The 18,959-nt window shown below is 61.1% G+C and carries 15 protein-coding genes and 4 pseudogenes; 6 read left to right on the forward strand and 13 right to left on the reverse strand.

Going from position 1 to position 18,959, the window contains the following annotated elements:
• Positions 1–13: 13 nt before the first annotated feature.
• Entirely contained in the window at positions 14–697 is a 684-nt protein-coding gene (locus GFM02_RS23235; protein ID WP_168270628.1) for a tetratricopeptide repeat protein, read from the reverse strand.
• Between the two features lie 308 nt (positions 698–1,005).
• The gene (locus GFM02_RS23240; protein ID WP_168270625.1) at positions 1,006–1,590 is read right to left on the reverse strand and encodes an NnrU family protein; all 585 of its coding nucleotides are present in this window, start codon (positions 1,588–1,590) and stop codon (positions 1,006–1,008) included.
• A gap of 121 nt (positions 1,591–1,711) precedes the next feature.
• On the opposite strand from GFM02_RS23240, the gene GFM02_RS23245 reads away from it, so the two are divergent.
• Positions 1,712–2,698 (forward strand): polysaccharide deacetylase, encoded by a 987-nt coding sequence (locus tag GFM02_RS23245; protein WP_168322916.1) that lies wholly within the window; start codon positions 1,712–1,714, stop codon positions 2,696–2,698.
• A 148-nt stretch (positions 2,699–2,846) separates the two neighbouring features.
• On the opposite strand, the pseudogene GFM02_RS35740 reads toward GFM02_RS23245, so the two are convergent.
• The 3 genes and pseudogenes from GFM02_RS35740 to GFM02_RS23260 all read right to left on the reverse strand — a co-directional run.
• A pseudogene (locus tag GFM02_RS35740) lies at positions 2,847–3,143 on the reverse strand (IS110 family transposase); the annotation flags it as partial.
• Between the two features lie 229 nt (positions 3,144–3,372).
• Complete coding sequence (gene sbmA / locus GFM02_RS23255) at positions 3,373–4,638, reverse strand: peptide antibiotic transporter SbmA (RefSeq protein ID WP_168270622.1); 1,266 nt, start codon at positions 4,636–4,638, stop codon at positions 3,373–3,375.
• 124 nt (positions 4,639–4,762) lie between these two features.
• Positions 4,763–5,947 (reverse strand): YbfB/YjiJ family MFS transporter, encoded by a 1,185-nt coding sequence (locus GFM02_RS23260; protein WP_168270620.1) that lies wholly within the window; start codon positions 5,945–5,947, stop codon positions 4,763–4,765.
• Between the two features lie 89 nt (positions 5,948–6,036).
• Here GFM02_RS23260 and GFM02_RS23265 point away from each other — a divergent pair.
• Positions 6,037–6,288, forward strand: a pseudogene (locus tag GFM02_RS23265) (PadR family transcriptional regulator); the annotation flags it as partial.
• 278 nt (positions 6,289–6,566) lie between these two features.
• Here GFM02_RS23265 and map read toward each other — a convergent pair.
• The 7 genes from map to glpK form a co-directional block, all read right to left on the reverse strand.
• Positions 6,567–7,325 carry a type I methionyl aminopeptidase gene (gene map / locus GFM02_RS23270; protein ID WP_168270618.1) on the reverse strand — a complete coding sequence of 253 codons (759 nt, stop codon included), beginning with the start codon at positions 7,323–7,325 and terminating at the stop codon, positions 6,567–6,569.
• Between the two features lie 41 nt (positions 7,326–7,366).
• Positions 7,367–8,428 (reverse strand): LLM class flavin-dependent oxidoreductase, encoded by a 1,062-nt coding sequence (locus GFM02_RS23275; RefSeq protein ID WP_168322917.1) that lies wholly within the window; start codon positions 8,426–8,428, stop codon positions 7,367–7,369.
• A gap of 390 nt (positions 8,429–8,818) precedes the next feature.
• Positions 8,819–9,109 carry a GIY-YIG nuclease family protein gene (locus GFM02_RS23280; protein WP_168322918.1) on the reverse strand — a complete coding sequence of 97 codons (291 nt, stop codon included), beginning with the start codon at positions 9,107–9,109 and terminating at the stop codon, positions 8,819–8,821.
• A 178-nt stretch (positions 9,110–9,287) separates the two neighbouring features.
• Positions 9,288–9,755, reverse strand: coding sequence for an SRPBCC family protein (locus GFM02_RS23285; RefSeq protein WP_168305373.1), 468 nt, complete (start codon positions 9,753–9,755; stop codon positions 9,288–9,290).
• Between the two features lie 99 nt (positions 9,756–9,854).
• Positions 9,855–11,114: an RNA polymerase sigma factor gene (locus GFM02_RS23290; protein ID WP_168322919.1), complete on the reverse strand. Its 1,260-nt coding sequence runs from the start codon at positions 11,112–11,114 to the stop codon at positions 9,855–9,857.
• The gene (locus GFM02_RS23295) at positions 11,111–11,485 is read right to left on the reverse strand and encodes a YciI family protein (RefSeq protein ID WP_020051182.1); all 375 of its coding nucleotides are present in this window, start codon (positions 11,483–11,485) and stop codon (positions 11,111–11,113) included. The genes GFM02_RS23290 and GFM02_RS23295 overlap by 4 nt, the downstream gene beginning before the upstream one ends.
• 173 nt (positions 11,486–11,658) lie before the next feature.
• Positions 11,659–13,152 (reverse strand): glycerol kinase GlpK, encoded by a 1,494-nt coding sequence (glpK, locus tag GFM02_RS23300; protein ID WP_168322920.1) that lies wholly within the window; start codon positions 13,150–13,152, stop codon positions 11,659–11,661.
• A 157-nt stretch (positions 13,153–13,309) separates the two neighbouring features.
• On the opposite strand from glpK, the gene GFM02_RS23305 reads away from it, so the two are divergent.
• The 4 genes and pseudogenes from GFM02_RS23305 to GFM02_RS23320 form a co-directional block, all read left to right on the forward strand.
• Positions 13,310–14,086 carry a 3-hydroxybutyrate dehydrogenase gene (locus GFM02_RS23305; protein WP_168322921.1) on the forward strand — a complete coding sequence of 259 codons (777 nt, stop codon included), beginning with the start codon at positions 13,310–13,312 and terminating at the stop codon, positions 14,084–14,086.
• A gap of 27 nt (positions 14,087–14,113) precedes the next feature.
• Complete coding sequence (gene xdhA, locus GFM02_RS23310) at positions 14,114–15,580, forward strand: xanthine dehydrogenase small subunit (protein WP_168322922.1); 1,467 nt, start codon at positions 14,114–14,116, stop codon at positions 15,578–15,580.
• A gap of 253 nt (positions 15,581–15,833) precedes the next feature.
• Positions 15,834–18,176 (forward strand): xanthine dehydrogenase molybdopterin binding subunit, encoded by a 2,343-nt coding sequence (xdhB, locus tag GFM02_RS23315; protein ID WP_168322923.1) that lies wholly within the window; start codon positions 15,834–15,836, stop codon positions 18,174–18,176.
• A pseudogene (locus tag GFM02_RS23320) lies at positions 18,137–18,628 on the forward strand (endonuclease domain-containing protein); the annotation flags it as partial. The gene xdhB and the pseudogene GFM02_RS23320, both read left to right, overlap by 40 nt.
• A gap of 224 nt (positions 18,629–18,852) precedes the next feature.
• Here GFM02_RS23320 and GFM02_RS23325 read toward each other — a convergent pair.
• A pseudogene (locus GFM02_RS23325) lies at positions 18,853–18,959 on the reverse strand (IS110 family transposase); the annotation flags it as partial.

The following is an 18,959-nucleotide window of genomic DNA, read 5'->3' on the forward strand; positions in this document are numbered from 1 at the left end:
GTCCTTAACGCGATCAGCCCTGAGCGGCGGGCGCCTTGCCGGATGCGGTAATCAGATCAAGCATCATATGGGCACGATTGGCAACATTGCGCGGGCTGTCGGTATCGTCGACGATCGACTGGAACCACTGCCGCGCCTGCGCCATGTTGCCGGCTTTGTAAGCGGCAAGGCCGAGTGCCTCGCGCGCCGAATGACGGAAGGCGTTGCCCGGAACGGCCATTTCCTCGATTGCGGCCGAAACCTGTTCGTAAGTGCCGTTCTCGATGAGCAGCCAGCCAGCGCGCATCTTGGCGGCATCGCGCACGGCAGCCGAAACGGCATTGTCCTTGCCGATCTCGTTGAAGGCGGCGATTGCCGCGGCGGTATCGCCCTTCTGCACCTGAACGGTCGCGGCCCGCATGCGCGCCAGCACCGGATATGCGCCGTGGCCTTCCTTCTCGAGCTTGTCGAGCGCGGCCAGCGCCTCGTCGTTCTTGTTCTCGTCGGCTAGCTTCATCGCCGCCAGGAACTGGTCGCCGGTGCCGGAGGAGCGGTTGTCGTCCCAATAGTCGTAGAGAACCTTGCCGGCGGTACCGACGACGATCAGGATGGCGACGATGACGATATAGCGGCCGAACCGGCGCCAGACGCCCTTCATCTGGTCAGACCGCAATTCCTCATTGACTTCACGGATGAAGCTGTCGTCGTTGAATGCCATTCTCGTCTCCGGCCGCGGAAAATACCCATACACCATGCAAAACGCATATTGTCGGGCCTTCTACTCCATTTTGCCGCCGTTGTAAGGGGGATGTGAAAGATTAGAGCAATTCCAGGAAAAGTGCGAAGCGGTTTTCCGTCCGGAGTTGCGTAGAAACAAAAAGTTAGAGCGGTTCTGAGCTTCCATGAAAGCTGAACCGCTCTAAAGCGCGGCGCGTCCAACAGGACGCGCTAAGGACGCTCTAACACTCTGAATCCGCGCATAATCCTGTTCAAAAACCGGAATCGATTTTTGGGGTTATGCTCAGGTTACATGACGAGCGGCGAAACCCCGATCAACCATTCGTGCAGCTTCCAGATGATCAGCGCCCAGACGACGATGCCGATGATGATGGCATAGAGATCGTATTTGGCCGAGACGAACGGTCGGAGCGTGATCTCTCCCGCCCTCTCTCGCCGTTTCAAGGCGATGCGCAAGATGACGCCCCAGGCGAGAAAGGCGACAAACAGCAGCACCGACGACGTCTCGCCGTTGGCGAGCAGATGCGCCAGCGCCCAGATCTTCACCGACAATACCATCGGATGCTTGGTCTTTGTCGCGATATGCCCCGCCGGCAGCAGCGAGGCAACGAGACAGATCATCGCGATCAGCATCAGCGTGATTGCTATATGCGCCATCCAGATCGGTGGACTGTAGAGCACGCCGGTCACATCACGCGCCTGCCCGAAGCCGTAGATCAAAAGGATCAGCGTGGCGATGCTGGCAATCGAATAGGCCGCCCGCCAGCCCTTCTCGCCGAGGCTTGCGATCATCGAACGGCGAAAATCCGGCAACAGCACCCGCACCAAATGCACCCCGAGGAAAAGTATGATGCCGACGATAAGCAATGTCATTGCGGATCCCTTCCGTGCCGTTTGTCATGGCTTACCGGCTGGCGCGAAAAAATGCCAGCGAGACCGCAGCTTCGCCGCAATTCTATCGGAGGGAAACCGCGAACAAATTGTCGCGGTGCCCATGTCTCGTTCCCTCCTCTCCACCTGCCTTTCTGTCTCGCTCCTCGTTCCGGCAATTGCAGAGGCCGCCGACCGGCCGAAACAGCTCGTCATCATTTCCTTCGACGGCGCCCACGACAACGCGCTGTGGCTGAAGAGCCGCGAGATGGCGGCAAAAAACGGCGCCCATTTCACCTATTTCCTTTCCTGCACTTTCCTGATGAACGAGGCGGCGAAGAAGGCCTACCAGGCGCCGCACCAGAAACGCGGAAAATCCAATGTCGGCTTCGCCCAGAGCGACGACGAGATCCGCGAGCGCCTCGGCAATATCTGGCACGCCCATCTCGAAGGCCACGACATATCGAGCCATGCCTGTGGCCATTTCGACGGCCGCCTCTGGAGCGAGGCCGACTGGTCGGCCGAGTACGCCACCTTCCACGCGACGCTTGAGAATGCCTGGAAGAGCATCGGTCTCCGGGAGCCGGCCGGCTGGCAGGATCTGGTCGAACATGGCATCAAGGGCTTTCGCGCCCCCTATCTCTCGGCAACTGCGGGCGCCGACATGATCGCCGCCGAAACGAAGGCGGGCTTCACCTATGACGCGAGCCTCGTCACCAAAGGGCCCGCCATGCCTGTTGAGGAAGACGGCATCATCCGCTTCGGCCTGCCGCTGATCCCCGAAGGCCCGAACGACAAGCCGATTATCGGCATGGACTACAATCTCTTCGTCCGCCATTCCAAGGGTGAGGAGGATACAGCCGATTCCGCGGAATTCGAGGATCGCGCCTATGCCGCCTTCAAGGAAGCTTTCGACAAGCAATATGCCGGCGCCCGTATCCCGCTGCAGCTCGGCTTCCACTTCGTCGAAATGAACGGCGGCGCCTACTGGCGCGCCCTCGACCGACTGGTCAGCGACGTCTGCCATCGGACTGACGTCGCCTGCGTCAGCTATTCGGAAGCGATCCCGATGATCGAGGCGCGTGGGAAACTGCAGACGTCAGGTCTTTGAAGAGCCAATTATCTGGACGAACCGACGTGCCGTGCGGCCCCCTCATCCGCCTGCCGGCACCTTCTCCCCGCTGGGGAGAAGAGATTCGTTGCGACGCTGCGATTCCCCCTTCTACCCGGCGGGGGAGAAGGTGCCCGATAGGGCGGATGAGCCGGGCGCGCAGCGGATCGACGACCGACACGTAAAAGCCATCGGCATGCAACGAGCGCTGGACGGCGCGATGCCACTTGCCGGTCGCTTCCATGACGATATGCAGCGCCGAGCGCGGCATCTGACCAAGCGCATCGAGCTCCCGCTTGAGGCGGCGCAGGCCGGCCGTGTCGTTGGTCACCCGAAAACTGCGGCCGAGAGGATGCAGATGAATGTCCAGCCACTCTTTACAGACATCGATGCCGACATAAACTGTCGCCATCGCGGTGCGTTCGGACGATACCTTGCCTTGCATACGGGACCTGCTCCCCACTATCTGTTCAGGACAAACGCGAAGGACGGGCGGACCAGGCTCATCCCCGGTTCAAGCCAAGGGGGTTACGGTCCCGCCCGTCCGACCCCTGGGGGATGGCCATCCCCCAGGGGTCGCACCCATCATCAATGGATGCAGTTTGAACATGCAAGGGGGCGCCCCGAGCGCGAACGTTCCGATTGCTCGCAGAATATCCCCTACCCCTCAGCCATCAACCGTCAGCGTGCACGACGCCCGTCTCACGCTCCAGGTAGCGCTGATCAATCTCTGGCAGCGGTTCGTCGTCGATTGCCGCCTCGAAGGCCTTGAGGCGTTTGTGGATCGAGAGCAGTTCAATGATCGTCGTCCAGGAGTTGACGAGATATTGGAACGAATTGCTGACCTGTCCGAAGGCGGTCGAGATCTGCTGGAAGATACCATAGGTGATCGTGCCCGCCACGATCGTCGGCACCAGCATGAAGACCACGAAGAGCGCGTCGGCCTGGATATAGAAATAGCGTGCGACATTGAAATACATGTAGTGGAAATACATGCGGTAATAGTTGCGGCGAACATTGCCGAAGAGCTCTCTGACGGTCAGCGGCTCAGCCCGTTCCGCATGGTCCTCGCCATAGACGAGCTCCTTGCGATATGCCGCTTCGACGCGCTGGTTGCGAAAATTCAGCCCCGGCAGCTTGACGCCAGCGATCGCCAGCAGGAGCGTCCCGAACGCTGACCAGAACAGCGCCAGCCAGAACAGCGAATTCGCCACCGGCCCGATGAACGGCAGTTCGGTCACGTAATGCGACAGCGCCAGAAGGATCGGAAGGAATACGACGAGCGTCATCACCGAGTTGATCAGGCTGATGCCAAGACCTTCAAGCGTGCTCGAAAAACGCATCGTATCTTCCTGAACGCGCTGGGAGGCACCTTCGATGTGACGAAGCTTTTCCCACTTCGACATGTAGAAATTGTTCATCGCCGTTCGCCAGCGGAAGATGTAATGGCTGGTGAAGAAGTCAGTCATGATAGATACGAACATGCTGAGGAACGCGATCTGGCAGAAGACCCACATCAGGCTGTAGAAATTGTCGACGGAAATTCCCGGCTGCTTCGACAATGCGTTCTGCAGAAGGTCGCCAAACGGCCGGCGCCAGTTATTGATCACAACGCTGATCTGGACGCCGAAGTAGGTCACGAAGATGATCAGTGCCGAACCCCAGATCGACCAAATCTTCCAGGGGTGGTTCAGCGCCTTCAAATGCCATGCACCGCAGAAGATTACCGCCGACAGAAGGAAATAGCTGTAGAACCAGACATTCTCGGGCAGCAGGAAGAACGAAAGGTCGATCGGCTGCTGTTCTTCAGGAACCGGTGCAAAACCGAGGGAAGCACCAAGACCAGCGGCAAAGAAATACCAGCCAAAAATCGCAGCCAGCGTCCAGATTGCGAGCGAAGTAAAGAACGCTTTTGGCTGAGGGAAGAAGGAATGAAACACGGGGGGCTTTGCTTTCCTGAACTGTGAGTCTCGGGAGTGTCGTCAACACTGATTGTGCCGGAAACTAAGGCAGTTCCAAGGAAGCAGCAATGGGTTCAGCCGATTGTTACGGAGATGTAATCGCTTAAGCGATTTTCCTGATAACCGGCATCACCAGCGCTGCGCAGGCGACGAGTGCCACGGCGGCAATCACTGTCGGGACCGTAAAATTGCCGCTGCGCTCGGCGATCCAGCCGGCAACAACAGGCCCGACGATCTGGCCGACACCAAAAGCAGCCGTCATCATCGCCAGGATCCGCCGCGGGCTCTCAGGCGAAAGCTTGCGGCCAATCTGCAGACCGTAGGCGGTGATCGCCAGGAACGTTGCCCCGAACAGCGCCCCGCCGATCAGCGGTGCAGCAGAAGCCGGCAGCGCTACGGTCGCTAGCACGCCGGCGGCTTCGACCAGAAGGGCTGCAACATAAACGCCGCCAAGCCCGAGCGGCTTGACCAGCGGCTTCCAGGCAAACAGCGCCACCGCAGCCGTCAGGCCGGCAATGAACCAGCACAGGAATTCGACGAAGGGTCCCGTTGCAGAAAGACGTGCGATGGTGACGAGGAAGGTCGCGGTGACGACGTAGCCGAAGCCGAACAGGCCGTAGGACAGCGTCAGAAGCACCATCGGCCGGTTCCAGACCAGTGCAGGCTCCTTGCCCGACTGCGCCGATTGCGCCGGCGACGACGGCAGCAGTAGGAAAACGGCGACGAGGCTTGCCGCGCAATAAAGCGCTCCGCCGATCCAGTCGGCGCGCCAGCCGCCCGGCCCGTCGTGAAAGCCGAGGCCGATCAGAAACACCATGACCGAGGACAGGGCGATGCCAGCCCCCGGCCCGCCGAAATGCGCCGCCTGCACATGATCGTTGCCGGCGGCAGCCCCGTGGCTGAGCACGATCGACGAGGTGAAGACCATCGCAAAAGCGCTGGCGATGCCCGCCAGAAAGCGGATGACCGCGAAGGTCGCGACGGAATCGGTGGCGGCCATGGCGGCAAGCAGGATGGCAGTTGCTAGCAGCGACAGCAGCGACACCAGCCGCTCCCGACCCGCTGCCCAGCCATAGGCGGCAAGCACGGCGCCGACGAGATAACCGACGAAATTCGCCGATGCGATAAAGCCTGCATCCGCTGCCGAAAGCGGCACGCCGCTGATCATGCCCGGCAGGATCGGCGTGTAGGAGAAGCGCCCGAAGCCCATGGCAGCGGCCAAGGCAACGGCGCCGGCAGCGGCGGTGGAGACAAGATTCGGCGGGGAGTGACCGGTGCGCATGAGCATGCAGCGCTTATCGCGCCGCAGCACCGGCACCACAATCAAGTAATTCTGATCAATCGATCAATTTCCCGAAACTTCAAAATTCTCGGCTCACGCTCGCCGGTCTCGGGCGCATCGGTGAGAAGATGGCCTATGTGAAGCGTGTCTTCGAAACCGACCGTCACGGCGCCGACGATGGCGATGACGGCGACTTCATGCAGGACGGCGGCGATATCCGCGCCGCCCGCATGCTGCTGCGCTCGGCGCTCAGGATGCGCTATTCCTGGTCGAAACCCGAAGCCGCCCGCATCGCCGGCATCCTCGAACGCGCCGCCACCGAAATCCTGCAAGGCGGCGGCCGGGAACGCGGGGCTGAGGACAAGAGCCGAATGGTGGGGCGAGCGCTCGTGCCAGGAGGCAGGCAAGAAGCGGCGTTGCGGCAGGACCCTTCGAGGCTATGCCCTGCGGGCTTCGCACCTCAGGGTGAGGTGCGTTTGAAGATGCCGCAAAGGTGTGGAGAATGCACGGCTTCTGCTGCCAACGCGTGAAGCCTCCAAGAGAGCCTCACCCTGAGGTGCCCCGCCGGGGCCTCGAAGGGCGAGGCGGGTGCTCCCACCCAGCCGGAATAACACCGGTCCCAGCCCTACGCCCGCTCATCCGGCAAGGTCAGAACCACCGGCCCGTTGCGCGTCGCGACCACCGTGTGTTCGTATTGCACGGTCGGCGCCTTCGGATCGGCATAGAGCGTCCAGGCATCATCGCCGCCTTCGGCCCATGTCGCGCCGAGCGAGAGAAACGGCTCGACGGTGAAGACGAGACCTTCCGTCATCATCCGTTTTTCGGAAGGGTCCGGCCAGGTCGAGAGCTCGGCCGGCTCCTCATGCAGCGAACGGCCAACGCCGTGGCTCGCCAGATTGGCGACCAGCGTATAGCGGTTCTTCTGCGCGAAGGCGCCGACGGCTGCGCCGATCTTGGCAAGCGGCTCGCCCGATTTCACCTGGTTGAGCCCGACCCAGAGCGCCCGCTTGCCGTCGCGGCAGAGCCGCTCGATCTTCGGCTTGACCGGCGGCATCGTGAAGGAGGCGCCGGTATCGGCGAAGAAGCCATCCTTTTCCGCCGAGACGTCAATATTGATGAGGTCGCCGGCGCGGATGACGCGCGGGCCGGGAATGCCGTGGGCGATTTCCTCATTGATGCTGATGCAGGTGGCGCCGGGAAACTGATAGCAGAACTCCGGCGCCGAGCGCGCGCCCGAATCCTCGAGCACCTTGCGGCCGATCTGGTCGAGCTCCAGCGTCGTCATGCCGGGCTCCATCGCCGCCGCCATCACCTGGATGGCGTTGGCGCAGATGCGGCCGATCTCTTTGAGCTTTACCAGTTCATCGTCGTTTGCGATAACCATTCGTCTGTTCCGGCCTTGCGCAGGACGGTCGTGGCCGCCTTTCAAGCCGTGGCTTTCGCCCCTTCGCCGCTGCCAGTCAATGCCTTTCTCACGATCGGCGCGACTTTCGTGCCGTAAAGCTCGATGCCGCGCATGATCTCGGCATGCGGCATCAGGCCGATCGCCATCTGCAGCAGGAAGCGGTCGTTTTTGAAGAGTGCATGATGGGCGATGATCTTTTCGGCGACCGCCTCGGGATCACCGACGAAGAGCGCGCCGTTCGGCCCGCGCGACATGTCGAAATGCGCCCGGTTCGTCGGCCCCCAGCCGCGCTCGCGGCCGATGCGGTTCATCACCTCCGCCTGCGGCCCGTAGAATTGGTCGGCGGCTGCCGCCGTCGTGTCGGCGATGAAGCCGTGGACGTTGATACTGGTCTTCAACTTTGACTGATCCTGCCCTGCCCGGCGCGCGGCCTCGCGATAGAGATCGAAGAGCGGCGCAAAACGGCGCGGTTCGCCGCCGATGATCGCCAGCGCCACCGGCAGGCCGAGCGCGCCGGCGCGCGCCACCGACTGAGGCGTACCGCCGACCGCGACCCAGAGCGGCAACGTATCCTGCAGCGGCCTTGGATAGACGCCGCGCCCGTTGATCGGCGCGCGAAGCTCGCCCTTCCACTCCACAACCTCGCTGTCGCGCAGCGCCAGCAGCAGATCGAGCTTCTCCTCGAAAAGCTGGTCGTAGTCTTCGAGATTGTAGCCGAACAGCGGGAAGGACTCGATGAAGGAGCCACGCCCTGCCATGATTTCGGCCCGGCCGTTGGAGATCAGATCGAGCGTTGAAAACTGCTGGAAGACCCGCACCGGATCATCGGAGGAGAGCACGGTGACCGCACTGGTCAGCCGGATATTCCTGGTCTTGACGGCAGCCGCCGCCAGCAAGACCGCCGGAGCAGACGCTGCATAGTCCGGCCGATGATGTTCGCCGAGCCCGAAGACGTCGAGCCCCACCTGATCGGCAAGCTCGATTTCCTCGATAAGATGCTTCAGCCGCTCAGCCCCTTCCGCGCCCTTACTGCGGGAGGGGTTGGGATTGACGTCGGCGAATGTGTAAAGCCCCAGTTCCATCATCGGCATCCTGTTGAATTCTCGGCTGAGATAAGGATGCCGGGGATGGAGCGCAAATACAAACTCTGGAACGAAATGTTCGAGAATTTCGATAAGTGGCGTGATGTCCCAGGCGGTCGATGGCCGCCGTCAACCAGGTTGGATGGGTGGAGATCATTTGGATGTTAAAGAGTCTCTGCGCCGTGGACACGGCGCTGCTGGATTCCTGTGACAGGCACAGGAATGAGGGAGTTCTTGGCACTCGGGAGTTCAACAACAACAACTTCATCCAGTCTAAAACCTGATGATAAAGGGCATGAGTGGCAGGATGCGTTCCTCTTGCTCCCTCATTCCTGTGCCTGTCACAGGAATCCAGCAGTCGCGCGTCCGCGCGACGAGAGACTCACCTCTTCACAGACCCAAGAGGTGAAATGAAATATCCTCCCAGTCGGGATTCTCCATCTCAATGAGATTGAGCTTCCACTGCCGTGGCCATTTCTTGATTGTCTTCTCACGCGTAATTGCAGTCGTCAGCAGGTCATGCTCCTCAAACCACACAAGCGTCTTGACGCCATATTTCGATGTAAAGCCGGGCGTCAGCTCGTTCTGATGTTCGTATAGCCGGCCGGCAAGGTCCCGTGTCACACCGGTATAGAGCGTGCCGTTGCGTGCGGATGCCAGGATGTAGACGTACCCCTTCATGCCAGAAGCATGACACATGGTGCTGTGGAACGCATAGGGAAATCCTACTTCGTCAGAGACGCCAAAAACCGCGAATTCGAATCTGAATTCAACGACTTCGAAGCACCGGCGGAATCATCTTTCGAACCGCCTCAAACCTTGCTTGAAGCGTCAGGACGACGCGGTCTCACCGCGCCGCTCACATCTTCGCCAGCAGCTCCGCCAGTTGGTCGGCAGCCTTGCCCCATCCTTCGTGGAAACCCATCTTCTCGTGTGCTTCCTTGTCCTCGGCGCGCCAGTGCAGCGCCTTGGCCGTATATTTCGTGCGACCGTTGCCGAGATCTTCGAGCAGGATGAGGCCGGTGAAGAAAGGTTTCTCGGAAGGCACCCAAGCGCTGGTATAGGCATCGGTGAAGACGATCTTCTCGTTCTCGACGATTTCGAGATAGACGCCACGGTTCGGGTATTGATTGCCCTCGGGGTCATGCATGACGACGACGCTGGAACCGCCGGGGCGGACGTCGAGCGTTGCTTCGGTCACACCCCAGGGACGCGGCACGAACCACTGCTTCAGTAAGGCGGGATCGGTCCATGCCTTGTAGATCTTCTCGCGCGAGGCATCGAATTCGCGAACGAGGACGAGTTCATGTTGCGTGCTGGCGGTCATGTCGACATCTCTCCATTTGATGAAACCTGTTTACTGTCAGGCTATTACAAGGACGTGTCGAGGTTCGCCGTTCCGACAACGCACCGGCTTTTTCGCATTTTATTTTGCGATCGGCTGCGTGGCCTCTTCCTGCATCTTGTCGATCTGCCGGCGGATATGGGCTGCCTCGGCCGCCGAATGGGCGAGCGCAATGGCGCGGTCGAAGGCTTCGCGCGCCTGGCTGGTCAAGCCAAGCTGCTTTAGCAGTCCGCCCCGTAAGCCGTGATAGTAGAAATAGCCCCCGAGTTTTTCGCCAAGCGGATCGATGAGGTCGAGCGCATCCTGCGCACCCTGGAGCTTGGAGACGACGACGGCCCGGTTCAGCGTTATGACAGGCGATGGCTGGAGACGCTCCAGCGCGCGATAGAGCAGATCGATCTCCACCCAATCTGTATCCTCGGCGCGTTTTGCGCGGGAGTGAACAGCGGCGATGGCTGCCTGAATCTGATAAGGAGCGGGCTGACGATGGCGCAGTGCCTTGTCGAGCAGCGCGACCGCCTCATTGATGAACGGTTGGTTCCAGAGCGACCGGTCCTGATCTTCGAGCAGCACGATCTCGTCTCCGGCATTGAAGCGTGCCGGCCGGCGCGAGATCTGCAGGAGCATGAGCGCAAGCAGCCCCATCAGCTCCGGTTCGGATGGGAAGATATGCAGCATCAATCGCGCCAGCCGGATCGCTTCGTCGCTGAAGGCAGCCGCCTCATGCCTGGGATCGGCCTGGCTGTAGCCCTCGTTGAAGATCAGGTAGATCATCGTGCTGACGATCGAGAGCCGTTCGGCTCTTTCCTGCGGGCTCGGCGTTTCGAAAGGCACCCCAGCCTTGGCGACGCGCGCCTTGGCCCGGGTGATGCGCTGTTCCATGGCGCTTTCGGAAACCAGGAAGGCACGCGCGATCTGCGGCACCGAAAGACCGGAGACGATGCGCAGCGCCAGCGCAATCTGCTGGGTCGCCGGCAGATCGGGATGGCAGCAGATGAACAGCAGCCGCAGGATATCGTCGCGATAATTGGAATCATCCAGCCGCTCGGCAATATCGCTTTCGGCATCCTCGGTATCGGAAATGACGTCCTCATCCGGCAGAGCCTGGATCTTCGCCCGTTTGCGCACCGCATCGATGCCGCTGTTGCGGCCGACGAAGATGAGCCAGGCTGTGGGATCACGCGGCGGCCCTTTCTCCGGCCATGTCCGGATCGCCCTCAGACACGCTTCCTGAAACGCCTCTTCCGCGGTATCGAGATTGCGGAAATAACGCAGCAGCGCGCCGAGCGCCTTCGGGCGGGCCGATGCAAGCGCGAGGTCGATCCAGGCAATGTCTGTCATGATGAAGCATCTCCGGGCCTGAAGACGTAGAAAGGCCGAATTTCGTAAGAGGTGGAACCTGGATTGACGGATGAAAGCTGCTTCGAGAAGGTGATCGCCTCGTCGAGCGTTTCAAAGTCGACCACATAGAAGCCGAGAAGCGCCTCTTTCGTTTCCGCAAAAGGCCCATCGATGACCAAGGGCTCGTCCTTGCCCTTGCGCACCGTGGTCGCAGCCGTGGTCGGCATCAGCCGGCCGACGGGGCCCAGTCTGCCGGATGCGGCAAGCGGCTCCTGCACGGCGTAGAGTTTCTCCATGACGGCAGCCTCCTCCTCCTTGCTCCAGGCGAAGACGGTTTCCTCATGGGCGTAACAAAGGATTGCATAAAGCATTGCTCACTCCTCTCTTTGAATGACGAAGGAGTAACCGCTTACCCGACAGGCCGCATCAAAAAATTATTGATGGGAAATTCGTAATCTTCTCGAACACGGCAACGCCGTGGCTGCAGAAATAGCCGAGTATCTCGCAGAAACGAGCGGAGTTTATCGCGGCTACATCCGCCCCCTTACCCCTCGCTCAGCGTCCGCTTGACCGCATTCTTCCAACCCTTGAGCTTTGCCGCCCGCACTTTCTCGTCCATCTCGGGCTCAAACCGCCGATCGCGTTTCCACGTCACCGAAAAACCGTCCCGGTCCGGCCACACTCCTGCCCGGCTGCCGGCGAGCCAGGCGGCCCCCAGCGCCGTCGTCTCGAGAATGACCGGGCGGTCGACCGGGGCATCGAGCAGGTCGGCAAGGCGCTGCATCGTCCAGTTGGAGGCGACCATGCCGCCATCGACGCGCAGCACCGTGTCCTCGGCGCCGTTCTTCCAGTCCTTCTGCATGGCGTCGAGCAGGTCGCGGGTCTGGTAGCAGACGGCTTCCAGTGCCGCCCGGGAGAGTTCCGCCGGCCCGCTGTTGCGCGTCAGCCCGAAGATCGCGCCGCGCGCCTTGGCATCCCAGTGCGGTGCACCAAGCCCGGTAAAGGCGGGCACGAGATAAACCTCCTGGGTCGGATCGGCCCTTTCGGCAAGGGCATTGGTCTCGGCGGCGCTGCCGATGATGCCGAGCCCGTCCCGCAGCCATTGCACCGCGGCGCCGGCGATGAAGATCGAACCTTCCAGCGCATAGGTCGTCTCGCCGTTCAGGCGGTAGGCGATGGTGGTCAATAGCCGGTTTTTGGACCGCACCATATCGGCGCCGGTATTGAGCAACGCGAAACAGCCGGTGCCGTAGGTTGATTTCATCATGCCCGGCGCAAAACACGCCTGGCCGATGGTCGCTGCCTGCTGGTCGCCGGCCACGCCGAGGATCGGGATAGCAGCACCGAAAATATCAGGATCGACCGTGCCGAAATCGGCGGCGCAATCCTTGACCTCCGGCAGCATAGCGGCGGGGACCCTCAGAATCTCAAGCAGATCCTCGTCCCACGTGTTTTCGGCAATGTTGTACATCAGCGTGCGCGAGGCGTTGGTGGCATCGGTGACGAAGCTCTTGCCACCCGTCAGCCGCCAGATCAGGAAGGTGTCGATCGTGCCGAAGCAGAGATCGCCCCTGGCGGCGCGCGCCCGCGCGCCCTTCACGTTAGCCAGCATCCATGAGAGCTTGGTGCCGGAAAAATAGGGATCGAGGATCAGCCCGGTCTTCTTCGTGAACAGCCGCTCGAGATCCTGTCGTTTCAGATTGTCGCAATAGCTTGCCGTACGCCGGTCCTGCCAGACGATGGCATTCTGGATCGGCCGGCCCGTCTCGCGCTCCCAGACGACGACGGTCTCGCGCTGGTTGGTGATGCCGAGCGCTGCAAGATCCCTAGCCTCGATCCCGGCATCGCGCAGCGCCATGTGGACGGTGGAGACGACCGAATCCCAGATCTCCTCGGGATCGTGCTCGACCCAGCCGGAGCGCGGATAGATCTGGGTGAATTCCTTCTGGCCCTTGCCGGCGACATGCATGTCGCCATCGAAGACGATCGCCCGCGTCGACGTCGTTCCCTGATCGATCGCCAGAACATATCCGCTCATGAAATCCCTCCCTTAACATGTGGATTATCGTGACAAATCAATAGGCCACGGATGCGGGCGAGAAAAGCGAATAAAGCGGAATTGCCAGCCCGCCGGCTTTGGGCATAACCTCGCAGTCAACGCTGCAACGCAGCATCGCGATTTCAGGGAGAACAGCATGAGCAGAACAGTCGTCGTCACCGGTTCCACCAGCGGCATCGGCCTTGCGATCGCCACTGCCTTCGCCGAAACGGGCGACAACGTCGTCATCAATGGTTTCGGAAAGGCTGATGAAATCAATGCGATCGTTGACCGGCTTGAATCATTGTCCAAAGGCCGGGCGCTCTATCATCCGGCCGACATGACGAAGCCCGCCGAGATCGCCGACCTGATCGAAACGGCAGCGAAGACCTTCGGCGGCGTCGATGTCCTGGTCAACAATGCCGGCATCCAGCACGTCGAGAAGATCGAGGATTTCCCGATCGAGAAATGGGATCAGATCATCGCGATCAATCTGTCGAGTTCGTTTCATACCATGCGCGCCGCAATCCCGCTGATGAAGACGAAGAAGCATGGCCGCATTATCAACATTGCCTCGGCCCACGGGCTCGTCGCTTCTGCCTTCAAATCCGCCTATGTCGCGGCAAAACATGGTATATTAGGTCTTACCAAGACGGCAGCACTCGAGCTTGCCGAGTTCGGCGTAACCGTGAACGCCATCTGCCCAGGCTATGTGCTGACGCCGCTCGTCGAAAAGCAGATACCGGATACCGCCAAGGCCCGCGGCATGACTGAGGAGCAGGTGAAGAGCGAAGTCATCCTCAAGGCGCAGCCGACGCATGAATTCGTCAAGGCAGAGGAGATCGGCGCGCTGTCGCTCTACCTTGCCAGCGATGCCGCCCGGCAGGTGACCGGAACGCACATCTCGATTGACGGTGGATGGACAGCGGCTTAACCATTTGGAAAAACAACCGGGAACATCATGAACGACAGCATCCGCTTCATCCTCAATGGCGAGGACATCACGCTTACCGATGTCGGGCCAACCGAGACGCTTCTCGATTTTTTACGATTGAAGCGACGGCTGACGGGCACCAAGGAAGGATGCGCCGAGGGCGATTGCGGCGCCTGCACCGTGCTCGTCGGCCGGCTGGCGGACGGCAAGCTCACCTATGAATCCGTCAATGCCTGCATCCGTTTCATCGGCTCGCTGCACGCCACCCACGTGGTGACGGTCGAGCATCTGGCCGGCAGGGACGGCGCGCTGCATCCCGTCCAGCAGGCATTGGTCGATTGTCATGGCTCGCAATGCGGCTTCTGCACCCCAGGCTTCGTCATGTCGCTTTATGGTCTCTGGCTCGCCAAGGAAAAGCCGAGCCGCCAGGAAATCGAAAAGGCGCTGCAAGGCAATCTCTGTCGCTGCACGGGCTATGAGCCGATCGTCAAGGCCGCCGAGCAGGTGAGCTTGATGCGGCCGAGCACCCTCTTCGACCCGCTTGAACGGAGACGTTCGGAAATCGTCGCCCGGCTTTGGGCAATGCAGGCGGGTGGCACGATCAGGATCGCGAATGGCGAAGACCGGCTGATCGTGCCGGCTTCGATGCAGGCGCTGGCCGAGGTCCTTTCGCAGGAACCCGACGCGATTATCGTCGCCGGCGCGACGGACGTCGGCCTCTGGGTGACGAAGCAGATGCGCAGGCTGAGCCCGGTTGTCTTCATCAATCATTTGAGCGAATTGCAGTCGGTGACGGAAGGCGAGGACGGCGTCGCCATCGGCGCCGGCGTCAGTTACACCAAGGCCTTCGAAGCAATCTCTCAGAAAATCCCGGCGCTCGGCCGGTTGATCGATCGCGTCGGCGGCGAGCAGGTGCGCAACATGGGCACGATTGGCGGCAACATCGCCAACGGCTCGCCGATCGGCGACAGCCCGCCGCCACTGATCGCGCTCGGCGCGACGCTCACGCTGCGGTCCCTGGAAGGCCAGCGCAGAATGCCGCTCGAGGATTTCTTCATCGCCTATGGCAAGCAGGACCGAAAGCCCGGCGAATTCGTCGAGAGCGTCTTCGTTCCCTATCCGGCAGCAATGAGCCGCTTTGCCGCCTACAAGATCACCAAGCGCCGCGACGAGGACATCACCGCCGTGCTCGGCGCCTTCCTGCTGACGCTCGATGAGACCGAAATCGTTACCGACATCCGCATCGCCTTCGGCGGCATGGCGGCAACGCCGAAACGCGCCCGCACGGTGGAGATGGCACTGATCGGCAAACCATGGACGGAAGCGACGATCGAGGCGACCCGACCCGCCTTCGATGCCGATTACCAGCCGCTGACCGACTGGCGCGCCACGGCGGAATACCGGCAACTGACGGCGAAGAACCTACTGACGCGGTTCTATCTGGAAACGGTTGGAGCGCCGGCGGAGCTGAAGCGGTTTGAGGAGGTGGCGTGATGAAGAGATCGACCTCTGCTCCCAGACTGCAAGCTTTGATGGGAACAGTCGCGTTCTCCTCCCCTCCCTCATTCCTGTGCTTGTCACAGGAATCCAGTGCGCCCGAGTCTTCGGGCGCGGGAGACCTTTCCTCCGCGTCATATGAGTCATTCACCGCGCAGACGCGCGGTCGCTGGATTCCTGTGACAGGCACAGGAATGAGGGAGTGCGGAGTAACCGCCTCCCGTCACTCCCTTCGCGGAGGACACCGCTAATGGACAAGTCCACCTTCGAAGACCGCAAGGCCATCATCGCAGGCCCGATGCACGGCTCGCTGCGGCATGATTCAGCGCATAAGCATGTCACCGGAACCGCTGATTATATCGACGATATTCCCGAACCCGCAGGTCTGCTGCATGGCGCCGTCGGCCTCTCCGACCGGGCGCATGCCGAAATCCTCAGCATCGACCTTTCCGCGGTCGCCGCGCATCCCGGCGTCGTCTGGGTTTTCACCGGCAAGGACGTGCCCGGTATCAACGACGTCAGCTCCAACGGCAGCCATGACGAGCCGCTGCTGGCCGAAACTCTAGTTCAGTTTCATGGCCAACCGATCTTTGCCGTCATCGCCGAGACGCGTGATGCCGCCCGCCGCGCCGCGCAGCTGGCAAAGATCGACTATCGCGACCTGCCGCACTGGAGCGATATCGACGGCGCGCTCGCCAATGGCAGCCCGCTCGTCATCACCCCGATGACGCTGCACCGCGGCGAGCCGGAAACGGAAATGACGAATGCTGCCATGCGTCTGAAAGGTCAGATGCGCATCGGCGGACAGGAGCATTTCTACCTCGAAGGCCATATCGCCGTGGCAATCCCCGGCGAGGATGATGAGGTCACCGTCTGGTCCTCGACGCAGCATCCAAGCGAGATCCAGCACATCGTCGGTCACGTGCTCGATATTCCTTCCAACGCCGTGACAGTCAACGTGCGCCGTATGGGCGGCGGCTTCGGTGGCAAGGAAACGCAGGGCAATCAGTTCGCAGCACTTGCAGCGATCGCCGCCAAGAAGCTCGGCCGCGCAATCAAATTCCGTCCGGACCGCGACGAGGATATGAGCGCCACCGGCAAGCGCCACGATTTCCTCGTCGATTACGAACTCGGCTTCGACGCCGAAGGCCGCATCCATGCGGTCGACGCCACCTATGCAGCGCGCTGCGGTTTCTCCTCCGACCTCTCGGGACCGGTGACCGACCGTGCCCTCTTCCATGCCGATTCCAGCTATTTTTATCCGCATGTGCACCTGACCTCGAAGCCACTGAAGACGCACACCGTCTCCAACACCGCCTTTCGCGGCTTCGGCGGGCCGCAGGGCATGCTCGGCGCCGAACGCTTCATCGAGGAGATCGCCTATGCCGTCGGCAAGGATCCGCTCGATGTCCGCAAGCTGAATTTCTACGGTCAGCCGGGCTCCGGGCGTACGCTCACCCCCTACCATCAGGAGGTCGAGGACAACATCATCGCCCGCATCGTCGAGGAACTGGAGGAAACGGCCGAATACCGGGCGCGGCGCAACGCCATCATCGCCTTCAACCGCGACAGCCGCTACATAAGAAAGGGCATCGCGCTGACGCCGGTGAAATTCGGCATCTCTTTCACCATGACCGCCTTCAACCAGGCAGGCGCCCTCGTCCACATCTACCAGGACGGCTCGATCCACCTGAACCATGGCGGCACCGAAATGGGCCAGGGCCTCTATACCAAGGTGGCGCAGGTGCTGGCCGACAGCTTCCAGGTCGATATCGACAGGGTAAAGATCACCGCGACGACGACGGCCAAAGTGCCGAACACCTCGGCCACCGCCGCCTCCTCCGGCTCGGACTTGAACGGCATGGCAGCCTTCGACGCCGCTCGCCAGATCAAGGAACGGCTGGTCGCCTTTGCCGCCGAGAAATGGGATGTTGGGGCCGCCGATGTCGTCTTCCTACCGAACCGCGTGCGCGTCGGCGAGATCGAGATCCCCTTCCCCGATTTCATCAAGCAGGCCTATTTCGCCCGTGTCCAGCTTTCCGCCGCCGGCTTCTACAAGACGCCGAAAATCCACTGGGACCGCAAGGCCGGCCGCGGCACGCCCTTCTATTATTTCGCCTACGGCGCCTCCTGCACCGAGGTGTCGATCGACACGCTGACCGGCGAATATCTGATCGATCGCACCGACATCCTCCACGATGTCGGTCGCTCGCTGAATCCGGCGATCGATATGGGCCAGGTCGAAGGGGCCTTCGTGCAGGGACTGGGCTGGCTGACGACGGAAGAACTCTGGTGGGACGACAAGGGCCGGCTGCGCACCCATGCTCCCTCGACCTACAAGATCCCGCTCGCGTCCGACCGTCCGAAGATCTTCAACGTGCGCCTTGCCGAATGGTCCGAGAACACTGAGGCCACCATCGGCCGCTCCAAGGCCGTCGGCGAACCACCCTTGATGCTGGCGATCTCGGTGCTGGAAGCGCTGTCGATGGCGGTAGCAAGTGTGGCCAACTACAAGGTCTGCCCGAGGCTCGACGCCCCGGCGACGCCGGAACGGGTGCTGATGGCGGTCGAGCGGATGAAGGCCAAGGCTTAACGACACACAACCCGATGTCACAGCAAGATGAACCTGACATCACGAAAAGGCGGCCGGGCAAAACCGGCCAGGCGCGCAAGCTGCGGAGGAACGAAACAGAGGAAGAATATCGGCTCTGGGGGAATCTGCGAGACCGGCGGCTGAATGGATATAAATTTGCGCGACAAGTCCCACTCGGGACCTACATCGTCGATTTTCTGTGTCGGGAAGAACGGCTGATTGTCGAAATCGATGGGTTTCATCATGCTGGAAACATGCCTGACGAAGCACGAACCGTATGGCTGAATGGTGCTGGATATTCCGTCCTGCGTTTTTGGAACCATGAAATAACCAAAGAACGAAGAGCGGTCCTTGAGACGATCCTTGCCGCACTTGAAAGGCGGATATTCCAGCGAGATGATATTCTTCGCTTCTATCCTGCGATCGTTCGTCCCGAGGATGTGAAACAGTAATGCGCTTGAACCATACCCCCTCATCCGACCCTTCGGGCCACCTTCTCCCCGCTGGGGAGAAGAGGGAGCGGGACGTGTATGCCTTGTCAAAGCAGTCCGCCACCGCACCAGCAGGCACCACACGTAAGAGCGCAGATGGGATCGTTGAGAGCGCCGCATACTCCCTCTTCTCCCCAGCGGGGAGAAGGTGGCCCGAAGGGTCGGATGAGCGACTATCTGGGTTGTCAAGTTGCATATTCGAATTCTCTTCGCGCATCTCGTGCTTTTGCATTGAGAATGACCAGGAGTTTTCGGGCGAGCGCGATGCGGATGACCATTTTGGGTTTGCCGG

The organism is Rhizobium leguminosarum bv. viciae (assembly GCF_012276115.1).
Lineage (GTDB): Bacteria > Pseudomonadota > Alphaproteobacteria > Rhizobiales > Rhizobiaceae > Rhizobium > Rhizobium leguminosarum_T.